Source organism: Pseudoalteromonas sp. PPB1, assembly GCF_015356275.1.
Taxonomy (GTDB): Bacteria; Pseudomonadota; Gammaproteobacteria; order Enterobacterales; family Alteromonadaceae; genus Pseudoalteromonas; species Pseudoalteromonas rubra_D.
Map to the genome: position 1 here is coordinate 1 of NZ_JACEQV010000036.1, position 17,539 is coordinate 17,539.

Below are 17,539 nucleotides of genomic sequence, written 5' to 3' on the forward strand. Positions count from 1 at the left end.
TCCCAACTCGTTGGCTCGTTGCTTTTCAGCGTTGTGCCCCGTGTCGGTGGATGCGCATTATAGGGAAATCGAAACTCAGCGCAACCCCTTTTTTGAAGAAAAGTGAGAAAAACAGCGCGTTCGGACAAAAATCACACCAAACCCAGTAAAAGTGAATGTAAAACATGCAATATTGCACTTTTTTGAGGCTGGAGTTCTACAAGGCAAAGCTCTACACTGGGACTTATCACTGAGACTATCGGTAATAGCAAGTAAAAAAGGGATACTAAAATGACAAATAAGTACAAAGGCAGAAGTTATAAAGGCAAAACCCCAAAACTAGCCACCGGCGTGTATGTGGATGAAAGCGCCGTTCTGGTTGGTGATATCGAAGTGGGTGAACACAGCAGTGTCTGGCCTTTAGTGGCTGCACGAGGCGATGTCAATTATATCCGGATTGGTCAACGCACCAATATTCAGGATGGCAGTGTATTGCACCTTACGCGATCAAGCGCTGGAAACCCGGATGGTTACCCTTTGATCATTGGAGATGATGTTACCGTTGGTCACAAAGTGATGTTACATGGCTGCCAGCTGGGTAATCGCATCCTGGTCGGTATGGGCGCGATAGTTATGGACAATGTTGTCGTAGAGGACGATGTGATCATCGGTGGCGGTGCTTTAGTCCCCCCTAATAAACGTCTTGAATCGGGCTACCTGTATGTAGGCAGCCCGGTTAAACAAGCTCGTCCACTCAACGAGCAGGAGATAGCGTTTCTCAAAACATCGGCGCAGAACTATGTCGAGCTAAAGGATGACTACCTCTCAGAGCTGGACTAACTCGATTTCTCCTTGTGCCGAGTACGCCTCCTCTTCTATTAGCTGCTCGGCTTGCATTTCATAATCAAACTGATGTGCTTTAAAGTGCGTGAGGGCCTGTTGTTTGGTTAGGGAGGTCGCAATCACACAAGAAACCAGCATCCCCGACACCATGGCCGTGAAAATCAAACATTGCCGGGTCTCATCGTAGTGAATATCATCATTGATTAGGATTTGCTGATTCACAGGCTCCCCTCTTTCATTGCATTAAGCACAGGCGCTACCTCTGGTGTTTGGCCTCGCCACAAGGCAAACGCTTCAGCCGCCTGCCCTACCAGCATCCCCATACCATCTACACACTCTGCTGCTGCATTGTGAGTAGCAACCCAGGCTAAGAAGGCAGTTTGCTGATCGCTGTAGAACATGTCATATGCCAGCATACAGGTACTCACATGCTGTGGGTCGATATCAGGCACCTGACCTGTCACACTCGACGACGTTGAATTGATCACCAGATCATAGCTCTGCACAGGCACCTCATTCAGTGCCACCCCCTGAACATTGCCATAGTCAGAAAACAACTGCGCAAGTTGCTGCGCTTTTTCCGCGGTGCGATTGGCAATCACAACACTTGCTACCCCGGCCTGCAAAAGCGGATACACACAACCGCGAGCAGCACCTCCCGCACCAATCAACAGAATGCTGGCACCTGATAAAGTCTCGGTATGGCGCAATAAGTCAGCAACGAGTCCTGCACCATCTGTATTATCACCCAGCAATGCCCCATCTGGTTGCGGCAACAAAGTATTGACCGCACCGGCTAATTGAGCCCGTTCCGTCAACTGCCCGGCCAATTGATATGCTCGCTCTTTAAAAGGCAGCGTGACATTTGCACCCAAGCCTCCTTCGGCAAAAAAAGTCGTAACGGCCGCTTCAAACTCAGGGAGCTCGGCCAGTATAGCCCGGTACTCGATGACTGAATTAAACTGACCAGCAAATTGCGTATGAATGGCAGGAGATTTAGAATGCTTAATCGGGTTTCCAAAAACCGCGTATTTATCCATTGAACAGCCTAACTATATAGTGATGTTATATGAAGCAGTTAATTAAACGCATCTTTAACCAAGATGCAAGTGACAATCAATCCTCAGGTACAACACACCAGGCACCAACGCCCGAGAAAACACCCTACGAGATCATAGGCGGTGAAACTGGGACCCGAGCACTGGCTAACCGTTTCTATGACATTATGGAAAGTGACCCTTACGCAAAACCTCTATACGATATGCATCCATTACCCTTGGATCGCATCCGTCAGGTGTTTTTTGAGTTTTTATCAGGCTGGCTGGGTGGCCCAGACTTGTTTGCGGAGCAATATGGCCACCCCAGACTTAGAATGCGCCATATGCCGTTTACGATAAATAAAGACCTGCGCGATCAGTGGATGTATTGCATGGACAAGGCACTGGATCTGGAAGTGGACAACCCTTTGTTACGAGAAGGGTTGCGAAAATCGCTGGCTCAATTAGCCACTCACATGATAAATCACGACTAAAGTATTAATTTTATATTAAATTAGCGCAATAATTTTTTGCGCTAAGTCAAACTGGTCTGGTTACTAAACACGCATAATAACGGCTCAGCTTTTTTAAGGTGCGATGCGTGTGAAATCCATTCAACATAAAATTTATGCGTTACTTGCCATTACAGGCGTGCTGGTACTCATCGCCAGTATACTAAGTAACTCCAGCCAACAAAAACAACTGGCCGAAGAAACCGTCGAGACCAATATTCGCTTATTGGCAGACAACTATTTCGATTCGATCAACACCATGATGCTCACGGGCACCATGGCAAACCGTGAGATCCTCAGCGATAAGATGCGCAATCACGATAATATTGAAGATGCGCATATCATTCGGGGCGATAAAATTAACAAGCTATATGGCATGGGTAATCCTAACCAGCAACCCACCAGCGACGCAGAGCGGGCGGCATTACAAGGTGAGGAAACACTGGTCATTGAACAGCGTGACGGCAAGCGTATCATGACCTACCTTAAGCCAATGGTGGCAAGAGAAAACTATAAAGGGACTAACTGCTTAGGGTGTCATCAGGCACAAGAAGGTGAGGTGCTGGGTGCGGTGCGCATTAGTTACTCACTCGAAGACATTGACGATACCGTACACAATAACACCTGGATCAGCACAGGCTTGCTGACCGGCATCTTTGCCACCACCTTTGTCATTCTGGGTATCATCTTCCGTAAGCTCTTTATTGTCCGACTGAAAACACTGGGTCGTACGATGCGCCTGGCCACCCAGAATAAGGACCTGTCATTACGTATCGACGATACTATAGACGATGAACTGGGTCGGCTAGCCATTAACTTTAATAAGATGATGGCCTCATTTAAAGATAACATTGCCCAGGTATCAGCCTCATCCCATGTCCTGATCCAATCAGCTGAGCAAATCTACAACGCTGCTGACACCACAGAGCAGGCCATTCAGGAACAGAAACAAGGCACTGATTCAGTCGCTGCCGCTATCAATGAACTGGAAAGCTCGTCCAGCGAGGTAAAGAATACCACCCACTTTGCTTCTGAAAAGTCCGATAGCAGTAATCACCTGGCCGAGCAAAGCATGGCGGTTGCGGAACATACGGAGCAGAGCATCAATCAGCTGGCACGTGATGTACGCCAGGCAGCCGATCAGGTCAGTCAGCTGCAGACTCAGACCTTAGAGGTAGGTAAAGTCCTGGAAGTGATCAGCAGTATTGCCGAACAAACTAACTTGCTGGCGCTGAATGCGGCTATCGAAGCGGCGCGTGCCGGAGAAGCAGGCCGCGGGTTTGCTGTGGTTGCCGACGAAGTCCGTACCCTTGCGACCCGCACGCATGACTCAACGGACGAAATCAAACGCACCATCGACAAGCTACAAAATGAAGCAGCGCAAACCGTGAGCGCCATGAGTGCGTCTTGTGAGGAAGCCGATGATCGCGCCATGCAAGTGAAACAGGTCGCACAGGCACTCAAAGATATTTCTAATCAGATGCATGAGATTAACGCACTGAATGTGCAAATTGCCGATGCGACGGAGCAACAGAATCTGGCCGCAGAGGAGATCAATCAGAGTGTGGTCGCTATTCGTGACAACGCAGAGCAATCTTTAATTGATGCTCATGGCAGCAAGCAGATCAGTGAAAACCTACTTGAACTGGCCCGCTCTTTAGATGAGCAAGTACGCAGCTTCCGGCTTGAATAACCGGGTCCTGAAATAAAAAAGGCGCCGTCGGCGCCTTTTTTATTAAGTCATTGAGCTAGTCCTCTAACGAGGTCATTGCCAACCAGTCTCGCGGACGCAGGAAATGCTTATACAGCATAGCCTCTGGTGCATCATCGGCTGGCGTAAAGTCATATTCCCAGCGAGCTAATGGTGGCATGGACATCAGAATAGACTCTGTTCGCCCACCCGTTTGCAGACCAAACAAAGTACCCCGGTCCCAGACCAGGTTAAACTCCACATAGCGACCACGACGATATAACTGGAACTGACGTTGTGCTTCATTGAATGGCGTGTCTTTGCGCTTCTCCATGATAGGCACATACGCTTTCAGGAAACCTTTGCCAACCGCCTGCATATATTCAAAGCTGGTATCAAAACCCCACTGGTTTAGGTCATCAAAGAACAAGCCACCCACACCCCGGGTTTCTTTACGGTGTTTAAGGTAGAAATAATCATCACACCACTTTTTATGCTCATCATAGACCTGCTCACCAAACGGCGTACACAGTGCCTTAGCCACACTATGCCAGTGCTTAACATCTTCCAGTACAGGATAGAAAGGCGTCAAGTCAAACCCACCACCGAACCACCAGATGGGTTCTTCACCTTCTTTTTCGGCAATGAAGAAACGCACATTCGCGTGACTGGTTGGGATGTGTGGATTTTTGGGGTGGATCACCAAAGACACACCACAGGCATGGAAGCTGCGCCCCGCCAGTTCAGGCCGATGTGCAGTTGCGGATGCTGGCATTGACGCGCCATAAACATGAGAGAAGTTTACTCCCCCCTGCTCGATTACTGCACCGTCACGCATCACACGAGTACGACCACCGCCGCCTTCTTCGCGCTGCCACGCATCTTCTATAAACTTGCCACTGCCATCCGCTTGCTCCAGACCCTGGCATATTTCGTCCTGCAGGGCGAGTAAGAACGCTTTAACGGACTCTAAGTTCACCTGACTCAAGGTCGTTAACTCCTTATGATTTTGCCACTCAGGGCATCACGGATCTGACTTGGGCTGGTTTGCTTACCCAATTCGCCCGCCTGATAAAATGCCACTCGATCACCAAAAGCAGCCTCAGCCTCAGCCAGCGTCTTGGCTGGCTCTTCGCCGCTAAAATTCGCACTGGTAGAAACAATCGGTTTACCAAATGTCTGACACAGCTGTTTAACGACAGGGTGATCGGTCACTCTAATTGCAATGCTTGGGTTGCCGCCGGTCACCCACTCTGGGGCTGTCGCCTTGACTGGCAACAACCAGGTCACAGGGCCTGGCCAGGAGGAAAATATTTCGGCACGTTTATCCTGCGGAATTTTACTGTCATCAACGTACGGCAGGCACTGTGCAAAATTATCGGCGATCAGGATCAGCCCTTTCTCTACCGGGCGGTCTTTCAGTGCTAACAGCGCATGGACGGCTTGTTCGTTATCGGGATCACAGCCCAGACCAAAAATCGCTTCGGTCGGGTAACAGATCAGCCCCCCTTGCTGTAATGCTTCGACGGCATTTTGGGGTAACTGGCGTTGCGTGTCTTGTTCGCTCACTGAGGCTCCTCAATTGTATGCTGACAAACTTTCTGCGGGCATTGTAGCACAGCTTTTCCACCCCGGTGTTTTTGCACCATGACGGGCCAGCCACAGGCCTCACAAGGATGTGCTATCGGTGGATGGTTAACGCTGTACTTGCATTGTGGATAGGTATCGCAGGCGTAAAAAAACTTGCCATACTTATTTTTACGTTTATGTAATGTGCCTTTGTGGCATTTGGGGCAAGGCGGGCCCGGCGCTTCTTCCGGCTCTTCATCATGGGCAATATAATGACACTGAGGATAGCCGGTACAGCCAATAAACATCCCGTAACGGCCATTGCGCACCACTAAAGGTTCGCTACATAAAGGACAGGCACTGTCTTCAAGCACCTTAATGTCGTGGTTATCATGGTGGGCGATGGCGCGAATATAATCGCACGCCGGATAGCTGGCACATCCAAGGAAAGGACCTGATTTACTGTGTTTGATCACCAATTCGGAGCCACATTTAGGACATACTTCATATTCCCGTTCCAGGGCATGCTGGTCTGCATTAAACAATGAATGATCTATTTTACTCATAACAAGTCCCCGTCCACTTCACCCCTTTGGTTTGCGCCTATAATAGTATCAAGGGAACGTGATATAAGGAACACAGTTACGTCAGTCAGGCAATCTGCCTGACTTAACGACATCGCCTTTCGGGATAGAATAAGAGAAACTCAGTGCAACGGGCCGGTTGGCTCTTCAAAGATCAGGTCTTCCATCTGCGCATAGGCATGCTCTTTACCGGGGACATTAAACAGTACCATTAGGATCACCCACTTCAGATCGTCCAGACAGATGGCCTTCTTATCCAACGCGCATAAACGGTCAATGACCATTTCACGCGTGGTGCTATCTATCACCCCGATTTGCTCAACAAACATCAGAAAGCCCCGACATTCGATGTCCAGCATGGCACATTCTTGCTCAGTGTAGATCCGGATCGCGCTATCCGGGCGGGCGTTTAAATAGGGAATTTCATCAGATTGTTGTAAATCGGCCAGTTGTTCAAGCCAGTCCAGTGCTTTGTAAATCTCGTCTTGATTAAAACCGGCCCCGACCAGTTCATCTGTGAGTTCGTTTTGTTCGACGAAGATATCCGCTTCGCTGTGAATATAGTTTTCGAATAAATACATTAGGATATCAAACATAATTAACCCCTCGCTAATTTGATGTAGCCGTCTAGTACGCGTTCTACTTTGTCTTCAAGCTCAAGGTCCAGCAGTCTGGCAAGCACCCTTTCTACTGGCCACTGGGTCCTCTGCGATAAGGTATCTACACTGGTTACCTCAAAGCCGAGATGTTGCAATACGGGGCAGTGCTCCTGTTTTTTGTCACTTTCTACTATATATAGACCGTTTTCGGAGAAAAATCTTACCTCTTCGAGAATATCATCAACTCGCTCGGTGAGTTTTGCGCCCTCTTTTAACAGATAATGACACCCCTGAGACAAGGGGTTTCTGATCGACCCGGGCACAGCAAACACTTCTTTGTTCTGCTCCAGAGCATAACGCGCGGTGATCAAAGAGCCACTTTTTATTTCAGCTTCAACCACAAGCACCCCCAACGACAATCCGGAAATAATGCGATTACGACGCGGAAAGTGCTCGGCTCTGGCCTGACTACCAGGCAAAAACTCGCTGATCAACAGGCCCTGCTCAGCCACCTGCTGATACAAGCGATGATGTCGTCGCGGATAAATCACATCAACACCGGTGCCAAGCACAGCCAAAGTCGGTCCCCCCTGACTCAACGCCCCCTGATGAGCCGCGCCATCTATGCCTCTTGCCAGACCAGAGGTCACCGCCATACCCACGTCACTGAGCGAGCGACCAAACTCCCTGGCTATATCTAATCCGGTGGCTGTGGCGTTACGACTACCAACAATGGCAATTTGCGGTTGAGACAGCAAAGACAATCGACCTTTGCAAAATAACATCAAGGGGGCACTACTGATCTGTTTTAACAGCGGGGGATACGCAGTATCAAAATAACCAACTAACTGAATATGCTGCGCAATACATTGCTGGATCAGAGTATCTATCTTATGCCAGTCTGGCGCTTGCAGATAATGAACAGCATCCTGAGATAGCCCAAACTCGCGCAATGTGGTGGCGGTGGCAACAAAGAGTTCGGCAGGTGAGAGGTGTTGAGTCGCGCGCTCCAGTGTGCGACTCCCCAACCCTGGGCATAGTCTCAGTGCCAGACTGTGCCGTAAATCCAGTGTTGTCATGCTCCCTCCTTGAGCCTGTCCAGTTACTGTGCTTAATTCAATCAGCTTTATGTAGGCGAGGAAGATTAACGACTGCTAACTGAATCTCCCACTCTTACGGGCTGTCGGGTCTTAGTGACCATGGCATAACTAATGTTGTCATATACTTTAAACAGCATCAGTTCACCCACTTTTTCCTGTGGCATATGCCAGACGACGCTGTCTTCGTCATTCCCTTCACCAAACCATTCGCTGACTTCGGTGATCACCTTATCCAGGCTGCTGGCATCCTCGACATAACTTGGGCCCGCGTCACTTTCAATCACTGTAGGAGACTGACGATGAATTGCAAGTACATTCCCCTCTTGCAGGTCATCTTTACGACCTAAGTCGATAACCACCACCGCCATGGTACTGAATTCTCGCAGTTTATTACTGCTAGCAATGATATTGCCAGAAATGGCCTGAACAGGCTGAGTCATTTTAAAGTTAGCCGAGTAACTTTGCCCGCTGGAGATGGGCATCAACACATCACTGGGTTTCACTTCCCGGCGTACTGATTCTATTTTTACCGTACTTGGCTGACCTGCCTCAATGTCGCCTGTCCTTATCACCCGGCCCGTTCCGACCAGAATCGACTCATAGGCCAATATCGCGCCGTTATCCGGGTCACGGTAAGCATCTCCTTTGCGGTAGATACCATAGTTGCCACCCCGGGGGAGATCCCCTTTTACATATAAAAGGTGTCCTTCTATGTTCATTTTATAATTAAAGTTTGACCCCAGCACCATAGGCAATTGCGCAAAGTCGCCTTCAGCCATCGCTTGTTCAAAGCGCATAAACGGTTCCATTACCGCCAATGGCAAGGTAGGTATGGCCTGATTTTTATCGCTTACAACACGAACCTGAGGGGATAACCGACGTACCCCTTTAGCCAGGCTTAGACGCGGATTACCCTCGCTGTCGTAATGTAGCGATAACACGTCCCCCGGATAAATCAGATGCGGGTTCTGGATCTGTGGATTCCACTGCCACAATGCAGGCCACTTCCAGGGACTGTTCAGATACAGACTAGAAATATCCCAAAGGGTATCCCCTTTCTTAACAACATAACGCTCGGGCGCACTGGTTTTTACCGCCAGCGTTTGTGCTAGGGCAGGAAAAACAGCACTCGTTGCCAGCAAAAGGGCGGCAATATGAGATTTCATGCAGGCTTCCTTGAGTTATTTTTCGATATTATCCACCAAAACCTGTTAAAGGGGAACGTGAATGGCTAAAATAAGAGCATACATTACCCCATTTAATTCAAGTGTAAAAGGTATCTATGGCTAAGTTAGCAGTACTGAGTTTTCCAGATGAACGTTTGCGCACGGTTGCAAAACCGGTTGCCGAAGTAAATGACGAGATCCGTCAGATCGTCGCAGACATGCTGGAAACTATGTATGAAGAAAATGGTATTGGCCTTGCTGCTACGCAGGTAGACATTCACCAGCGTATTGTGGTGATCGATGTCTCAGAAGAGCGCGACGAACCGCGTGTGTTGATCAACCCGGAAATCATCGCAAAAGATGGCTCTACCATCAGTGAAGAAGGCTGCTTATCAGTGCCTTACTCCTATGCCAAAGTGGATCGCGCAGAAACGGTGACGGTTAAAGCACTTAACGAGCATGGTGAAAACTATGAGTTTGACGCCGACGGCTTACTGGCCGTGTGTGTGCAACACGAACTAGACCACCTGCAGGGCAAGTTGTTCATCGATTACTTGTCGCCGCTAAAACGCCAGCGGATCCGCAAAAAAATCGAAAAAGAAGCCAAACTGGCGGCACGCGCGTAAGCGTGTCGTTACCGACTATCAATATACTACCTAACTGGAACCTCAAGTGAGCAAATCTCTGCGTATTGTCTTTGCGGGCACCCCGGATTTTGCTGCCAAGCATTTGGCTGCACTGATCGCATCACATCATGACGTTGTCGCTGTTTACAGCCAACCAGACCGCCCCGCCGGCCGCGGTAAAAAACTCAAAGCCAGCGAAGTGAAAACTCTGGCACTGGAACACGATCTGCCCGTCTACCAACCACAATCACTCAAGTCTGACGACGCACAGGCTGAACTTGCTGCACTGAATGCCGACGTAATGGTGGTGGTAGCGTATGGCCTACTGTTGCCTAAAGCCATTCTGGACACACCTCGTTTGGGCTGTCTGAATGTCCATGGTTCAATTCTGCCACGCTGGCGTGGTGCAGCCCCAATCCAACGTGCCATCTGGGCAGGCGATAAAGAAACCGGCGTGACCATTATGCAAATGGATGAAGGCCTGGACACCGGCGACATGCTGCACATCGCTACCTGCCCGATTGATGAAGACGAAACCAGTGCCAGCCTGTATAACAAGCTGGCCGAGCTCGGACCGGGCGCGCTGGTTGCCACATTGGATAAACTGGCTGCTGGCACGCTGAACGCCGAGCCACAGGATGACGCCCAGGCCAATTACGCCAAAAAGCTCTCTAAAGAAGAAGCCAATATTGACTGGCAACTAGACGCACTGCAAATTGAGCGTAACATTCGCGCCTTTAACCCCTGGCCAGTATGCTACACCCAGATGCAGGGCCAGACAGTTAAAATTTGGCAAGCCCAGGTTGTCTCTCAGAAAGGCACACCCGGACAAGTACTCAGCGCCGACAAGAACGGGATCACTATCGCCTGTGGTGAGCAAGCACTAACCATCACACAGCTCCAACCGCAAGGTAAAAAGCCCATGTCGGCACAAGACTTCCTGAATGGCCGCAGCGACTGGGTAGCCCCCGGTAGCCAGGTGGGTGCCTGATGGCCAATGTACGCGCGCTCGCCGCGCAAACTCTGTTTCAGGTCGTTGATAAAGGCCAGTCCCTGACAACCCAACTGCCTTATGCCAGCCGTCAGCTGCCAGTGAAAGATCGCGCCCTGTTGCAACAGATCTGCTATGGCGTTTTACGCCACCTGCCCAGTCTGGAACACTATTGCCAGCAATTGCTCGAGCAACCACTCAAAGGTAAAAACCGGGTATTCCAGTTTTTGTTATACGTGGGTATTTATCAGTTGCAACATATGCGCGTGCCTGCTCACGCCGCAGTGGCAGAAACGGTCAATGCAGCCAATAAACTACAGGCACCAGGTTTAAAGGGGCTAATCAACGCAGTACTACGTAACTTCCAACGTGCTCAGGACACGTTAGAAGCCAGCGCCAATGCAATCCCGGTCTGTCGGTACAACCACCCGGGCTGGTTCATTAAGAAACTGCAAGCCGCTTACCCACAGCAGTGGGAAGAAATTTTAACAGCCAATCAGCAACAGGCACCTATGTGGCTACGCGTTAACCAGCGTCAATCAACCACAGCAGATTATGCAGAGCGTCTTGATGCACAAGGCATTGCCCATACCCTGGATGCGGACTTTGCAGATGGCATTTTGCTGACCAAACCTGTTGATGTTCAACAATTGCCTGAGTTTGCTCAAGGTGCCAGCTCAGTGCAAGATGCAGCAGCGCAAATGGCCGCCCGTTTGCTTGCACCGCAAGACGGCGAGCATATTCTGGATGCCTGTGCCGCACCAGGAGGCAAAACCTGTCATATTCTCGAATTAGCCGATGCCAATGTGATTGCTTTGGATGCCGATGGCGAGCGCCTGAAACGCGTTGACGAAAACCTGCAGCGTCTGCATCTCAGTGCGCAGTGCCTTGAAGCCAATGCGGCCGCACCAGATACCTGGTGGCAAGGTGAACAGTTCGATCGCATTTTATTAGATGTGCCCTGCTCAGCAACTGGCGTGATCCGTCGACACCCGGACATCAAATGGCTGCGTCGTGCCACCGACATTGATGAGCTGGCAACTTTACAAGCCCGTATTCTGGATGCAATCTGGCCGTTACTTAAGCCCGGCGGGACCTTAGTGTATGCCACGTGCTCCGTTTTGCCTCAGGAAAACACAGAGCAAGTAGCCGCGTTTTTATCACGCACAGCGGATGCTCAACTCACGCCATTGCATGAACGGGACACGCCGGACGCACCTGGTTTGCAACTGCTACCAGGTCATACTGATGGCTTTTATTACGCACGGCTGAAAAAACAATAATAGCGCTTAACTAACTTATGAAAATCATCATCTTAGGTGCCGGACAAGTCGGCGGTACACTGGCCGAAAACCTGGTCGGCGAACAGAATGAAATTACCGTTGTCGACATTGACGGAGAACGATTAAGGGAATTGCAGGACAAGTATGATCTGCAAGGCGTAACTGGACACAGTGCCCACCCGGATGTGCTCAGACAAGCCGGTGCCGAAGATGCCGATATGGTCATTGCGGTGACCAGTTCGGATGAAGTGAATATGATCGCCTGCCAGGTGGCATATAGTATTTTTAATACGCCCACTAAAATCGCCCGGATCCGCTCTGAGCAATACCTGAAGTATCGGGAAAAGCTATTTCATAACGATGACTTGCCGGTCGATCACTATATTGCGCCGGAGCAACTGGTTACCCGTTATATTCGCCGCCTGATCGATTACCCTGGCGCATTGCAGGTGCTGCAATTTGCCGAGGGTATGTTATCTCTGGTGGCCGTTAAAGCTTACTATGGTGGTCTGCTGGTTGGCTATGCGCTGTCAGCACTGAAGGAACATATCCCCAATGTGGATACCCGAGTCGCGGCCATTTACCGTCAAGGTAAAGCCATTAAACCACTGGGTACCACGGTCATAGAAGCCGACGACGAAGTGTTCTTCATTGCGGCGACTAAACATATCCGTGCGGTCATGAACGAGCTGCAAAAACTCGAACGGTCTTATCGTAAAATTATGATCGCCGGTGGCGGTAATATCGGTGCCGGTCTGGCCAGATCATTAGAAAAAAATCACAGTGTTAAGCTTATCGAGCGTAATCATGACCGGGCATCATCCTTGTCAGAAATGCTCGACAACACTGTGGTCTTTTGTGGTGATGCGTCTGATCAGGAACTGTTATCCGAAGAACATATTGAACAGGTTGATGTGTTCATTGCGGTCACCAACGACGACGAAGCCAACATCATGGCTGCCATGCTCGCCAAACGCATGGGCGCGCAGAAAACCATGGTGCTCATCCAGCGAGGCGCGTACGTTGACCTGGTACAGGGAGGGGAAATCGACATTGCGATTTCACCTCAACAAGCGACCATTTCAGCTCTGCTTACCCACGTTAGGCGTGGTGATATAGTAAACGTTTACTCACTTCGTAAGGGCGCTGCTGAAGCCATTGAAGCCGTTGCACACGGCGACGAGAACACCTCAAAAGTAGTTGGCCGCGCCATTCGGGACATCAAGTTACCAGCAGGCACCACCATTGGCGCCATAGTTCGTGACGACGAAGTACTGATAGCCCACGATGACACCATCATCCTCTCAGGAGATCATGTCATCATGTTCCTGATCGACAAAAAACAGATTGGCGTGGTTGAAAAGCTCTTCCAGGTCAGTGCACTGTTTGTGTAATGCTCAGGCCCTGGCTGACCAACTGGTTTGGTCAGCTAGTGCTCGTCTTCTTCAGACAGGATAGACAAGTCTATCAGGTAGTCTTTTAACACCGCTTTGATCGTCGTATCCGGGCCCACGACCTGGATCCCCAACGACACATTGCCCTCTGCACTTTCAATAATACGGCACACTTTACCTTTGATAGCAGACGCATTGTCGTCTTTACCTTCAATCAATACTTCACAGTTTTCTGATTCCAGATCGTCAGGCAGGTGTTCTTTTTGAATATCAAACATCATACCCGACAGCGAAATGTCTTTGATCACGCCCACTTCATTGTAGTCGGGCAACTGCAAAATAGCAGGGATTAACGCTGGTACGCGAGTTTGAGCGCGTAGCTGATAGGTTTGTACTTCATGGGGATAGTAAAGAAAAATAAGCCGCGCGGGGTGATTACTAATGGCTTTAATGGTCTCTTTGAAAGCAATGATCTGCCCATTGCTATCTTCAGGCAGGGCCCGGACAATGATCTCCGTCCCCGTCTTCACATAATCAGCCGCCGCGCCGAGTCGCTTAGGGTTGGGATAATTTAAAATAATATACTGATCTTCAAGCACCCCGATAAACTCAGTACGGACGCGTTTCCGGCTGGCTGGCATGACGATTTCAATATCAATCAAACTGCCTGCGGGGATCTGCGTTAAGTGCTTCCTGCTCCGTTGCGTTTTACGCTTCAACATCTTGTAACCCTGCTAACTACTCTGCTGATAGTGTAGCAGCAAAATACAATTATTATAATGGTGAAAAACCCATTACAGGAACAGGGTTACCCTTGTTGTAAATATCCTTTCAGCAAAATTGCTGCATCTCTGAGCGTCATCATACGGCTTTGTACTTCGAGCGTACTCAGAGCCAGGTGTTGTTCATAATGCTCGGTAAAGAACAGCATAGGTTCACCATTACGTTTTGTAATAAAGGTAATACCCAGCATGTGCTCATGATCAGTGTGTGTTAGCCGTCCAGTGTGTTCTTTGAGCACCAGAGGAGGCAAAGTACGTGTTTGCCACAATGCATTTTCTGAAATAATACCGATCACACACTCTCCGGCTTCGACGCCATCGTCACGCTGTAGTGGGACACTTCCGTGAGCAGATGGCAGGCAACTATCATACTGTAAGCACCCGGTTCCACTCATATACTGGTTAAGCTGAGCCACACATTCAGTTAAGTCACTGGCGCCGTCAGACAGGTTTACCCGGCTGATCATCCCTGCTTGAATTGCTTTATGTTTATTTTGATGTGACATGGCAAACATCTCGGCCATTCCTCATAGTTTTGTTTTCTGGCAACACCCACTGTCCGGTGTGGGTAACTTAAAAAAGTAGGGAGTTAACCCTGACGATACAAATATGACACCGCCGCTAATGAAAAAATGCATTTTTTGCGTTTTTTGATATATTTTTTTAACCAGCGTTAATCGAGCTAATACGCAACCTTATACAAAACCACGTATACCCATGATTTAAATGAAATTGTAATTATTTTGAAATGTAAAAGTCAGAAAAATAAATATTAAAAAATTTACAAACATACCTTTATTAGGTCATTAAGATTTGCTCAGGATGCATGCTGAACAACAGACTAGTCTTACGCTATGGCAGCAACGAAAGAGTCGGACCGGCCTTTTGGATAGGTGATGAAACAAGCTAACCCGTCGATACTTCGGGCCCCTCGCCTCGTTCGATTGGCAGTGCTTACGACAGGGATAGATCAACCTTCCACAGCTCGGCTAGCCAGTTTAGATTGGTACAGAAAGCCTTCCATGGCGGTGTATTCCGGCTCGGCCATCCAGTTTAGATTGGTGCAGAAAGCCATCCATGGCGGTGTATTCCGGCTCGGCCATCCAGTTTAGATTGGTGCAGAAAGCCATCCATGGCGGTGTATTCCGGCTCGGCCATCCACAGCTCGGCGCCCCCGGCCTCGCGTTCGGCCAGCTGCGATATGCCGCTGGCATATCGGTCTGGCCTCACCCACGCCAGAACGTGGGGGTGAACAGTACTAACAGGGTGAAAATTTCGAGACGGCCGAATACCATGGCCAAGGTTAAAATCCATTTCGCTGAGTCGGGGATATCCCCATAATGTGCCGCGACATCACCCAAACCCGGGCCAAGGTTATTTAAACATGCCGCGGTTGCTGAAAACGCTGTGATATTGTCCAGCCCGGTGCCCAGCAAAGCAATCATGATGATCACAAAGACCAAGGCGTAGGCCGAGAAAAATCCCCATACAGCTTCGACTACTTTATCGGGAAGCGCTTTACGCCCCAGTTTAATGGAATATATGGCACGAGGGTGAACCAGACGATTCAGCTCTCGGATCCCCTGTAAGTAAAGCAAGAAAACTCGCACCACTTTCATGCCGCCGCCCGTAGAACCGGCACAACCCCCAATGAAACTGGAAAAGATCAGCAAAATAGGCAGGAATAAAGGCCAGGCCGCAAAGCTGTCTGTGGCAAAGCCCGCGGTGGTACTGATAGAGACCGCCTGAAACAGTGCATGATCCAGCGTTTCATCACCATTGCTATATACCTGCTTAGACGACAGCACTGCAAAACATAACACCACCAGCGCAAGCTGAATAAACAGAAAAACCTTGAGCTCAGGGTCTCTGAAGTAAACTTTAATGTTGCGACCCGCCACGGCGGCATAATGCAGTGAAAAGTTGGCGGCGGCAATGAGCAGGAAGAACACACAAATGGCATTGATCATCGGGCTATCAAAGTGGCCTATTGAGGCGTCATAAGTCGAGAACCCGCCAATGGCAATCGTCGCAAACGCATGGCAGATGGCATCGAACCAGCTCATTCCGGCCCAGGCATAAGCCAGCGTACAGGCCAGAGTCAGTGTCACATAGATATACCATAAATGCTTGGCGGTATCGGCTATCCGGGGGGTCATTTTCGAGTCCTTAACCGGGCCGGGTGTCTCCGCCCGGTATAGCTGCATGCCACCAACGCCTAGCATTGGCAATACCGCAACGGCCAAAACAATGATCCCCATACCACCGAGCCATTGCAATTGCTGGCGATAAAAAAGAACTGATTTAGGTAAGTATTCAATACCCGTTAATACCGTTGCGCCCGTGGTTGTCAGGCCAGAAAACGCCTCAAAAACCGCATCGGCAAACGACAGATTGGGTTCACTTAAGAAGATCAGCGGCACAGCCGCAAAAGCCCCCAGTACCAGCCAGAACAAGACCACGATCAAGAAGCCCTCTCTGGCTTTCAGATCGCCCTGCTCTTTGCGGTTTGGGTAATAGGCCATCAGGCCAATCAGCACGCTAAAGATAAATGCCAGGACAAACGGCACACCACCGCCGTCCTTATAGATCAAAGACACCAGAGCCGGTGGCACCATAGTCAGACTAAAGAGCGCTACAAGCTGTCCGAGTATCTTTATAATGGTACGAAATTGCATGGCGCGATTCGCGAGTTATTGTAATTACACCTGATTGTCTAATACATCACTCAGTTAGTAAACCGCGAAACCCGCCTCAGGACGCTTTGAGCCTGAATGACACAGCACCATGCGTCAGATCATGCACCGACGCAATCGCTGTTTTTGCTTCACGACTATCCAGTTCAATCTCCCAGGAGATAGACGCACCATACTGCTTATCTATATTAAGCACGGTGTATTGGCTAGTAAGGTGCTGCTCTATACTCCCCTGCAGGGCATAGTCAGATTCACCCACTAAGGTAGTGGCGGGGATCTTAATTTGCGTCGGCAGTGTGTCCAGCGCATTGTTAAGTGTCCCGCCATAAGCGCGCACCAACCCCCCAGTGCCAAGCTTGATGCCCCCGAAATAACGTGTGGTCACGGCGGTGATCTCTCCCAGTCCGGAGCCCAGCAACACATTTAGCATTGGTTTACCGGCCGTGCCATTGGGTTCCCCATCATCTGAAAAGCCCAACACATGGCTGCCACCCGGCGCACCGGCAATATGGGCCCAGCAATTATGCCGGGCATCCGGATATTGCTCGTTAATAGCACGGATAAATGCCTTAGCATCCTCTAAGGTGGGCGTATGGGCAATGTGCACGATAAACGTGCTTTTCTTAATTTCTTCGTGATGTGAAATGGTACTGCTTGGAATGGCGTATTCAGACATGAGAATTCAACA

The 17,539-nt window shown here is 49.6% G+C and carries 20 protein-coding genes; 7 read left to right on the forward strand and 13 right to left on the reverse strand.

Annotated features, from left to right (window positions below; genetic code table 11):
* Positions 1-270: 270 nt before the first annotated feature.
* A complete protein-coding gene (locus tag IY568_RS22720; RefSeq protein WP_125561220.1) occupies positions 271-819 on the forward strand; it encodes a gamma carbonic anhydrase family protein in 549 nt (182 codons plus the stop codon).
* Here the strand turns inward: IY568_RS22720 and IY568_RS22725 are convergent.
* Both IY568_RS22725 and aroE read right to left on the reverse strand, forming a co-directional pair.
* Positions 805-1,044 carry a DUF1488 domain-containing protein gene (locus IY568_RS22725; RefSeq protein ID WP_194868787.1) on the reverse strand — a complete coding sequence of 80 codons (240 nt, stop codon included), beginning with the start codon at positions 1,042-1,044 and terminating at the stop codon, positions 805-807. The two genes, IY568_RS22720 and IY568_RS22725, sit on opposite strands and share 15 nt — an antisense overlap.
* Positions 1,041-1,862 (reverse strand): shikimate dehydrogenase, encoded by an 822-nt coding sequence (aroE, locus tag IY568_RS22730; RefSeq protein ID WP_125561215.1) that lies wholly within the window; start codon positions 1,860-1,862, stop codon positions 1,041-1,043. Before aroE ends, IY568_RS22725 begins: the two co-directional genes overlap by 4 nt.
* 29 nt (positions 1,863-1,891) lie before the next feature.
* Here aroE and IY568_RS22735 point away from each other — a divergent pair, with 29 nt between their 5' ends.
* On the forward strand, positions 1,892-2,353 hold the full coding sequence (locus IY568_RS22735) for a group II truncated hemoglobin (protein WP_125561213.1): 462 nt from the start codon (positions 1,892-1,894) through the stop codon (positions 2,351-2,353).
* Positions 2,354-2,456: 103 nt separating this feature from the next.
* Positions 2,457-4,064, forward strand: coding sequence for a methyl-accepting chemotaxis protein (locus IY568_RS22740; RefSeq protein ID WP_194868788.1), 1,608 nt, complete (start codon positions 2,457-2,459; stop codon positions 4,062-4,064).
* Between the two features lie 55 nt (positions 4,065-4,119).
* Here the strand turns inward: IY568_RS22740 and hemF are convergent, their stop codons facing one another.
* The 6 genes from hemF to IY568_RS22770 all read right to left on the reverse strand — a co-directional run bounded on the left by hemF (position 4,120) and on the right by IY568_RS22770 (position 9,079).
* Entirely contained in the window at positions 4,120-5,049 is a 930-nt protein-coding gene (gene hemF, locus IY568_RS22745; RefSeq protein WP_194868789.1) for an oxygen-dependent coproporphyrinogen oxidase, read from the reverse strand.
* Positions 5,050-5,054: 5 nt separating this feature from the next.
* Positions 5,055-5,630, reverse strand: a complete 576-nt coding sequence (locus IY568_RS22750; protein WP_125561207.1) for a Sua5/YciO/YrdC/YwlC family protein — start codon at positions 5,628-5,630, stop codon at positions 5,055-5,057.
* On the reverse strand, positions 5,627-6,196 hold the full coding sequence (locus IY568_RS22755) for a type I DNA topoisomerase (protein WP_125561205.1): 570 nt from the start codon (positions 6,194-6,196) through the stop codon (positions 5,627-5,629). Before IY568_RS22755 ends, IY568_RS22750 begins: the two co-directional genes overlap by 4 nt.
* A gap of 140 nt (positions 6,197-6,336) precedes the next feature.
* Positions 6,337-6,810 carry a DUF494 family protein gene (locus IY568_RS22760; RefSeq protein ID WP_010384823.1) on the reverse strand — a complete coding sequence of 158 codons (474 nt, stop codon included), beginning with the start codon at positions 6,808-6,810 and terminating at the stop codon, positions 6,337-6,339.
* 2 nt (positions 6,811-6,812) lie between these two features.
* Positions 6,813-7,892 (reverse strand): DNA-processing protein DprA, encoded by a 1,080-nt coding sequence (dprA, locus tag IY568_RS22765; protein WP_194868790.1) that lies wholly within the window; start codon positions 7,890-7,892, stop codon positions 6,813-6,815.
* Between the two features lie 65 nt (positions 7,893-7,957).
* Complete coding sequence (locus tag IY568_RS22770) at positions 7,958-9,079, reverse strand: LysM peptidoglycan-binding domain-containing protein (RefSeq protein ID WP_194868791.1); 1,122 nt, start codon at positions 9,077-9,079, stop codon at positions 7,958-7,960.
* Positions 9,080-9,195: 116 nt separating this feature from the next.
* Here IY568_RS22770 and def point away from each other — a divergent pair, with 116 nt between their 5' ends.
* The 4 genes from def to trkA are packed head-to-tail and all read left to right on the forward strand — an operon-like array spanning position 9,196 to position 13,373.
* Positions 9,196-9,705: a peptide deformylase gene (gene def / locus IY568_RS22775; protein WP_125561199.1), complete on the forward strand. Its 510-nt coding sequence runs from the start codon at positions 9,196-9,198 to the stop codon at positions 9,703-9,705.
* Between the two features lie 46 nt (positions 9,706-9,751).
* Positions 9,752-10,696 carry a methionyl-tRNA formyltransferase gene (fmt, locus tag IY568_RS22780; RefSeq protein ID WP_194868792.1) on the forward strand — a complete coding sequence of 315 codons (945 nt, stop codon included), beginning with the start codon at positions 9,752-9,754 and terminating at the stop codon, positions 10,694-10,696.
* A complete protein-coding gene (gene rsmB, locus IY568_RS22785; RefSeq protein WP_194868793.1) occupies positions 10,696-11,979 on the forward strand; it encodes a 16S rRNA (cytosine(967)-C(5))-methyltransferase RsmB in 1,284 nt (427 codons plus the stop codon). Before fmt ends, rsmB begins: the two co-directional genes overlap by 1 nt.
* 17 nt (positions 11,980-11,996) lie before the next feature.
* Positions 11,997-13,373: a Trk system potassium transporter TrkA gene (gene trkA, locus IY568_RS22790; RefSeq protein ID WP_010384830.1), complete on the forward strand. Its 1,377-nt coding sequence runs from the start codon at positions 11,997-11,999 to the stop codon at positions 13,371-13,373.
* Between the two features lie 35 nt (positions 13,374-13,408).
* On the opposite strand, the gene IY568_RS22795 is transcribed toward trkA, so the two are convergent.
* The 5 genes from IY568_RS22795 to IY568_RS22815 form a co-directional block, all read right to left on the reverse strand.
* Positions 13,409-14,095: a flagellar brake domain-containing protein gene (locus tag IY568_RS22795; protein ID WP_010384831.1), complete on the reverse strand. Its 687-nt coding sequence runs from the start codon at positions 14,093-14,095 to the stop codon at positions 13,409-13,411.
* Between the two features lie 86 nt (positions 14,096-14,181).
* Positions 14,182-14,661, reverse strand: a complete 480-nt coding sequence (locus tag IY568_RS22800) for a hypothetical protein (RefSeq protein ID WP_228553531.1) — start codon at positions 14,659-14,661, stop codon at positions 14,182-14,184.
* Between the two features lie 547 nt (positions 14,662-15,208).
* Positions 15,209-15,385: a hypothetical protein gene (locus IY568_RS22805; protein ID WP_194868794.1), complete on the reverse strand. Its 177-nt coding sequence runs from the start codon at positions 15,383-15,385 to the stop codon at positions 15,209-15,211.
* The gene (locus IY568_RS22810; protein ID WP_010384834.1) at positions 15,382-16,833 is read right to left on the reverse strand and encodes a TrkH family potassium uptake protein; all 1,452 of its coding nucleotides are present in this window, start codon (positions 16,831-16,833) and stop codon (positions 15,382-15,384) included. The genes IY568_RS22805 and IY568_RS22810 overlap by 4 nt, the downstream gene beginning before the upstream one ends.
* Before the next feature lie 76 nt (positions 16,834-16,909).
* Complete coding sequence (locus tag IY568_RS22815; RefSeq protein ID WP_194868795.1) at positions 16,910-17,527, reverse strand: YigZ family protein; 618 nt, start codon at positions 17,525-17,527, stop codon at positions 16,910-16,912.
* Between the last annotated feature and the right edge of the window lie 12 nt (positions 17,528-17,539).

What these genes read in the sequence shown, in the direction of transcription:
- rsmB (WP_194868793.1), top strand. Translation starts at nt 10,696, where the DNA reads ATGGCCAATGTACGCGCGCTCGCCGCGCAAACTCTGTTTCAGGTCGTT.
- aroE (WP_125561215.1), bottom strand. Translation starts at nt 1,862, where the DNA reads ATGGATAAATACGCGGTTTTTGGAAACCCGATTAAGCATTCTAAATCT.
- IY568_RS22770 (WP_194868791.1), bottom strand. Translation starts at nt 9,079, where the DNA reads ATGAAATCTCATATTGCCGCCCTTTTGCTGGCAACGAGTGCTGTTTTT.
- IY568_RS22815 (WP_194868795.1), bottom strand. Translation starts at nt 17,527, where the DNA reads ATGTCTGAATACGCCATTCCAAGCAGTACCATTTCACATCACGAAGAA.
- IY568_RS22720 (WP_125561220.1), top strand. Translation starts at nt 271, where the DNA reads ATGACAAATAAGTACAAAGGCAGAAGTTATAAAGGCAAAACCCCAAAA.
- IY568_RS22755 (WP_125561205.1), bottom strand. Translation starts at nt 6,196, where the DNA reads ATGAGTAAAATAGATCATTCATTGTTTAATGCAGACCAGCATGCCCTG.
- def (WP_125561199.1), top strand. Translation starts at nt 9,196, where the DNA reads ATGGCTAAGTTAGCAGTACTGAGTTTTCCAGATGAACGTTTGCGCACG.
- IY568_RS22760 (WP_010384823.1), bottom strand. Translation starts at nt 6,810, where the DNA reads ATGTTTGATATCCTAATGTATTTATTCGAAAACTATATTCACAGCGAA.
- IY568_RS22740 (WP_194868788.1), top strand. Translation starts at nt 2,457, where the DNA reads ATGCGTGTGAAATCCATTCAACATAAAATTTATGCGTTACTTGCCATT.
- IY568_RS22735 (WP_125561213.1), top strand. Translation starts at nt 1,892, where the DNA reads ATGAAGCAGTTAATTAAACGCATCTTTAACCAAGATGCAAGTGACAAT.
- trkA (WP_010384830.1), top strand. Translation starts at nt 11,997, where the DNA reads ATGAAAATCATCATCTTAGGTGCCGGACAAGTCGGCGGTACACTGGCC.
- IY568_RS22810 (WP_010384834.1), bottom strand. Translation starts at nt 16,833, where the DNA reads ATGCAATTTCGTACCATTATAAAGATACTCGGACAGCTTGTAGCGCTC.
- IY568_RS22795 (WP_010384831.1), bottom strand. Translation starts at nt 14,095, where the DNA reads ATGTTGAAGCGTAAAACGCAACGGAGCAGGAAGCACTTAACGCAGATC.
- dprA (WP_194868790.1), bottom strand. Translation starts at nt 7,892, where the DNA reads ATGACAACACTGGATTTACGGCACAGTCTGGCACTGAGACTATGCCCA.
- IY568_RS22800 (WP_228553531.1), bottom strand. Translation starts at nt 14,661, where the DNA reads ATGTCACATCAAAATAAACATAAAGCAATTCAAGCAGGGATGATCAGC.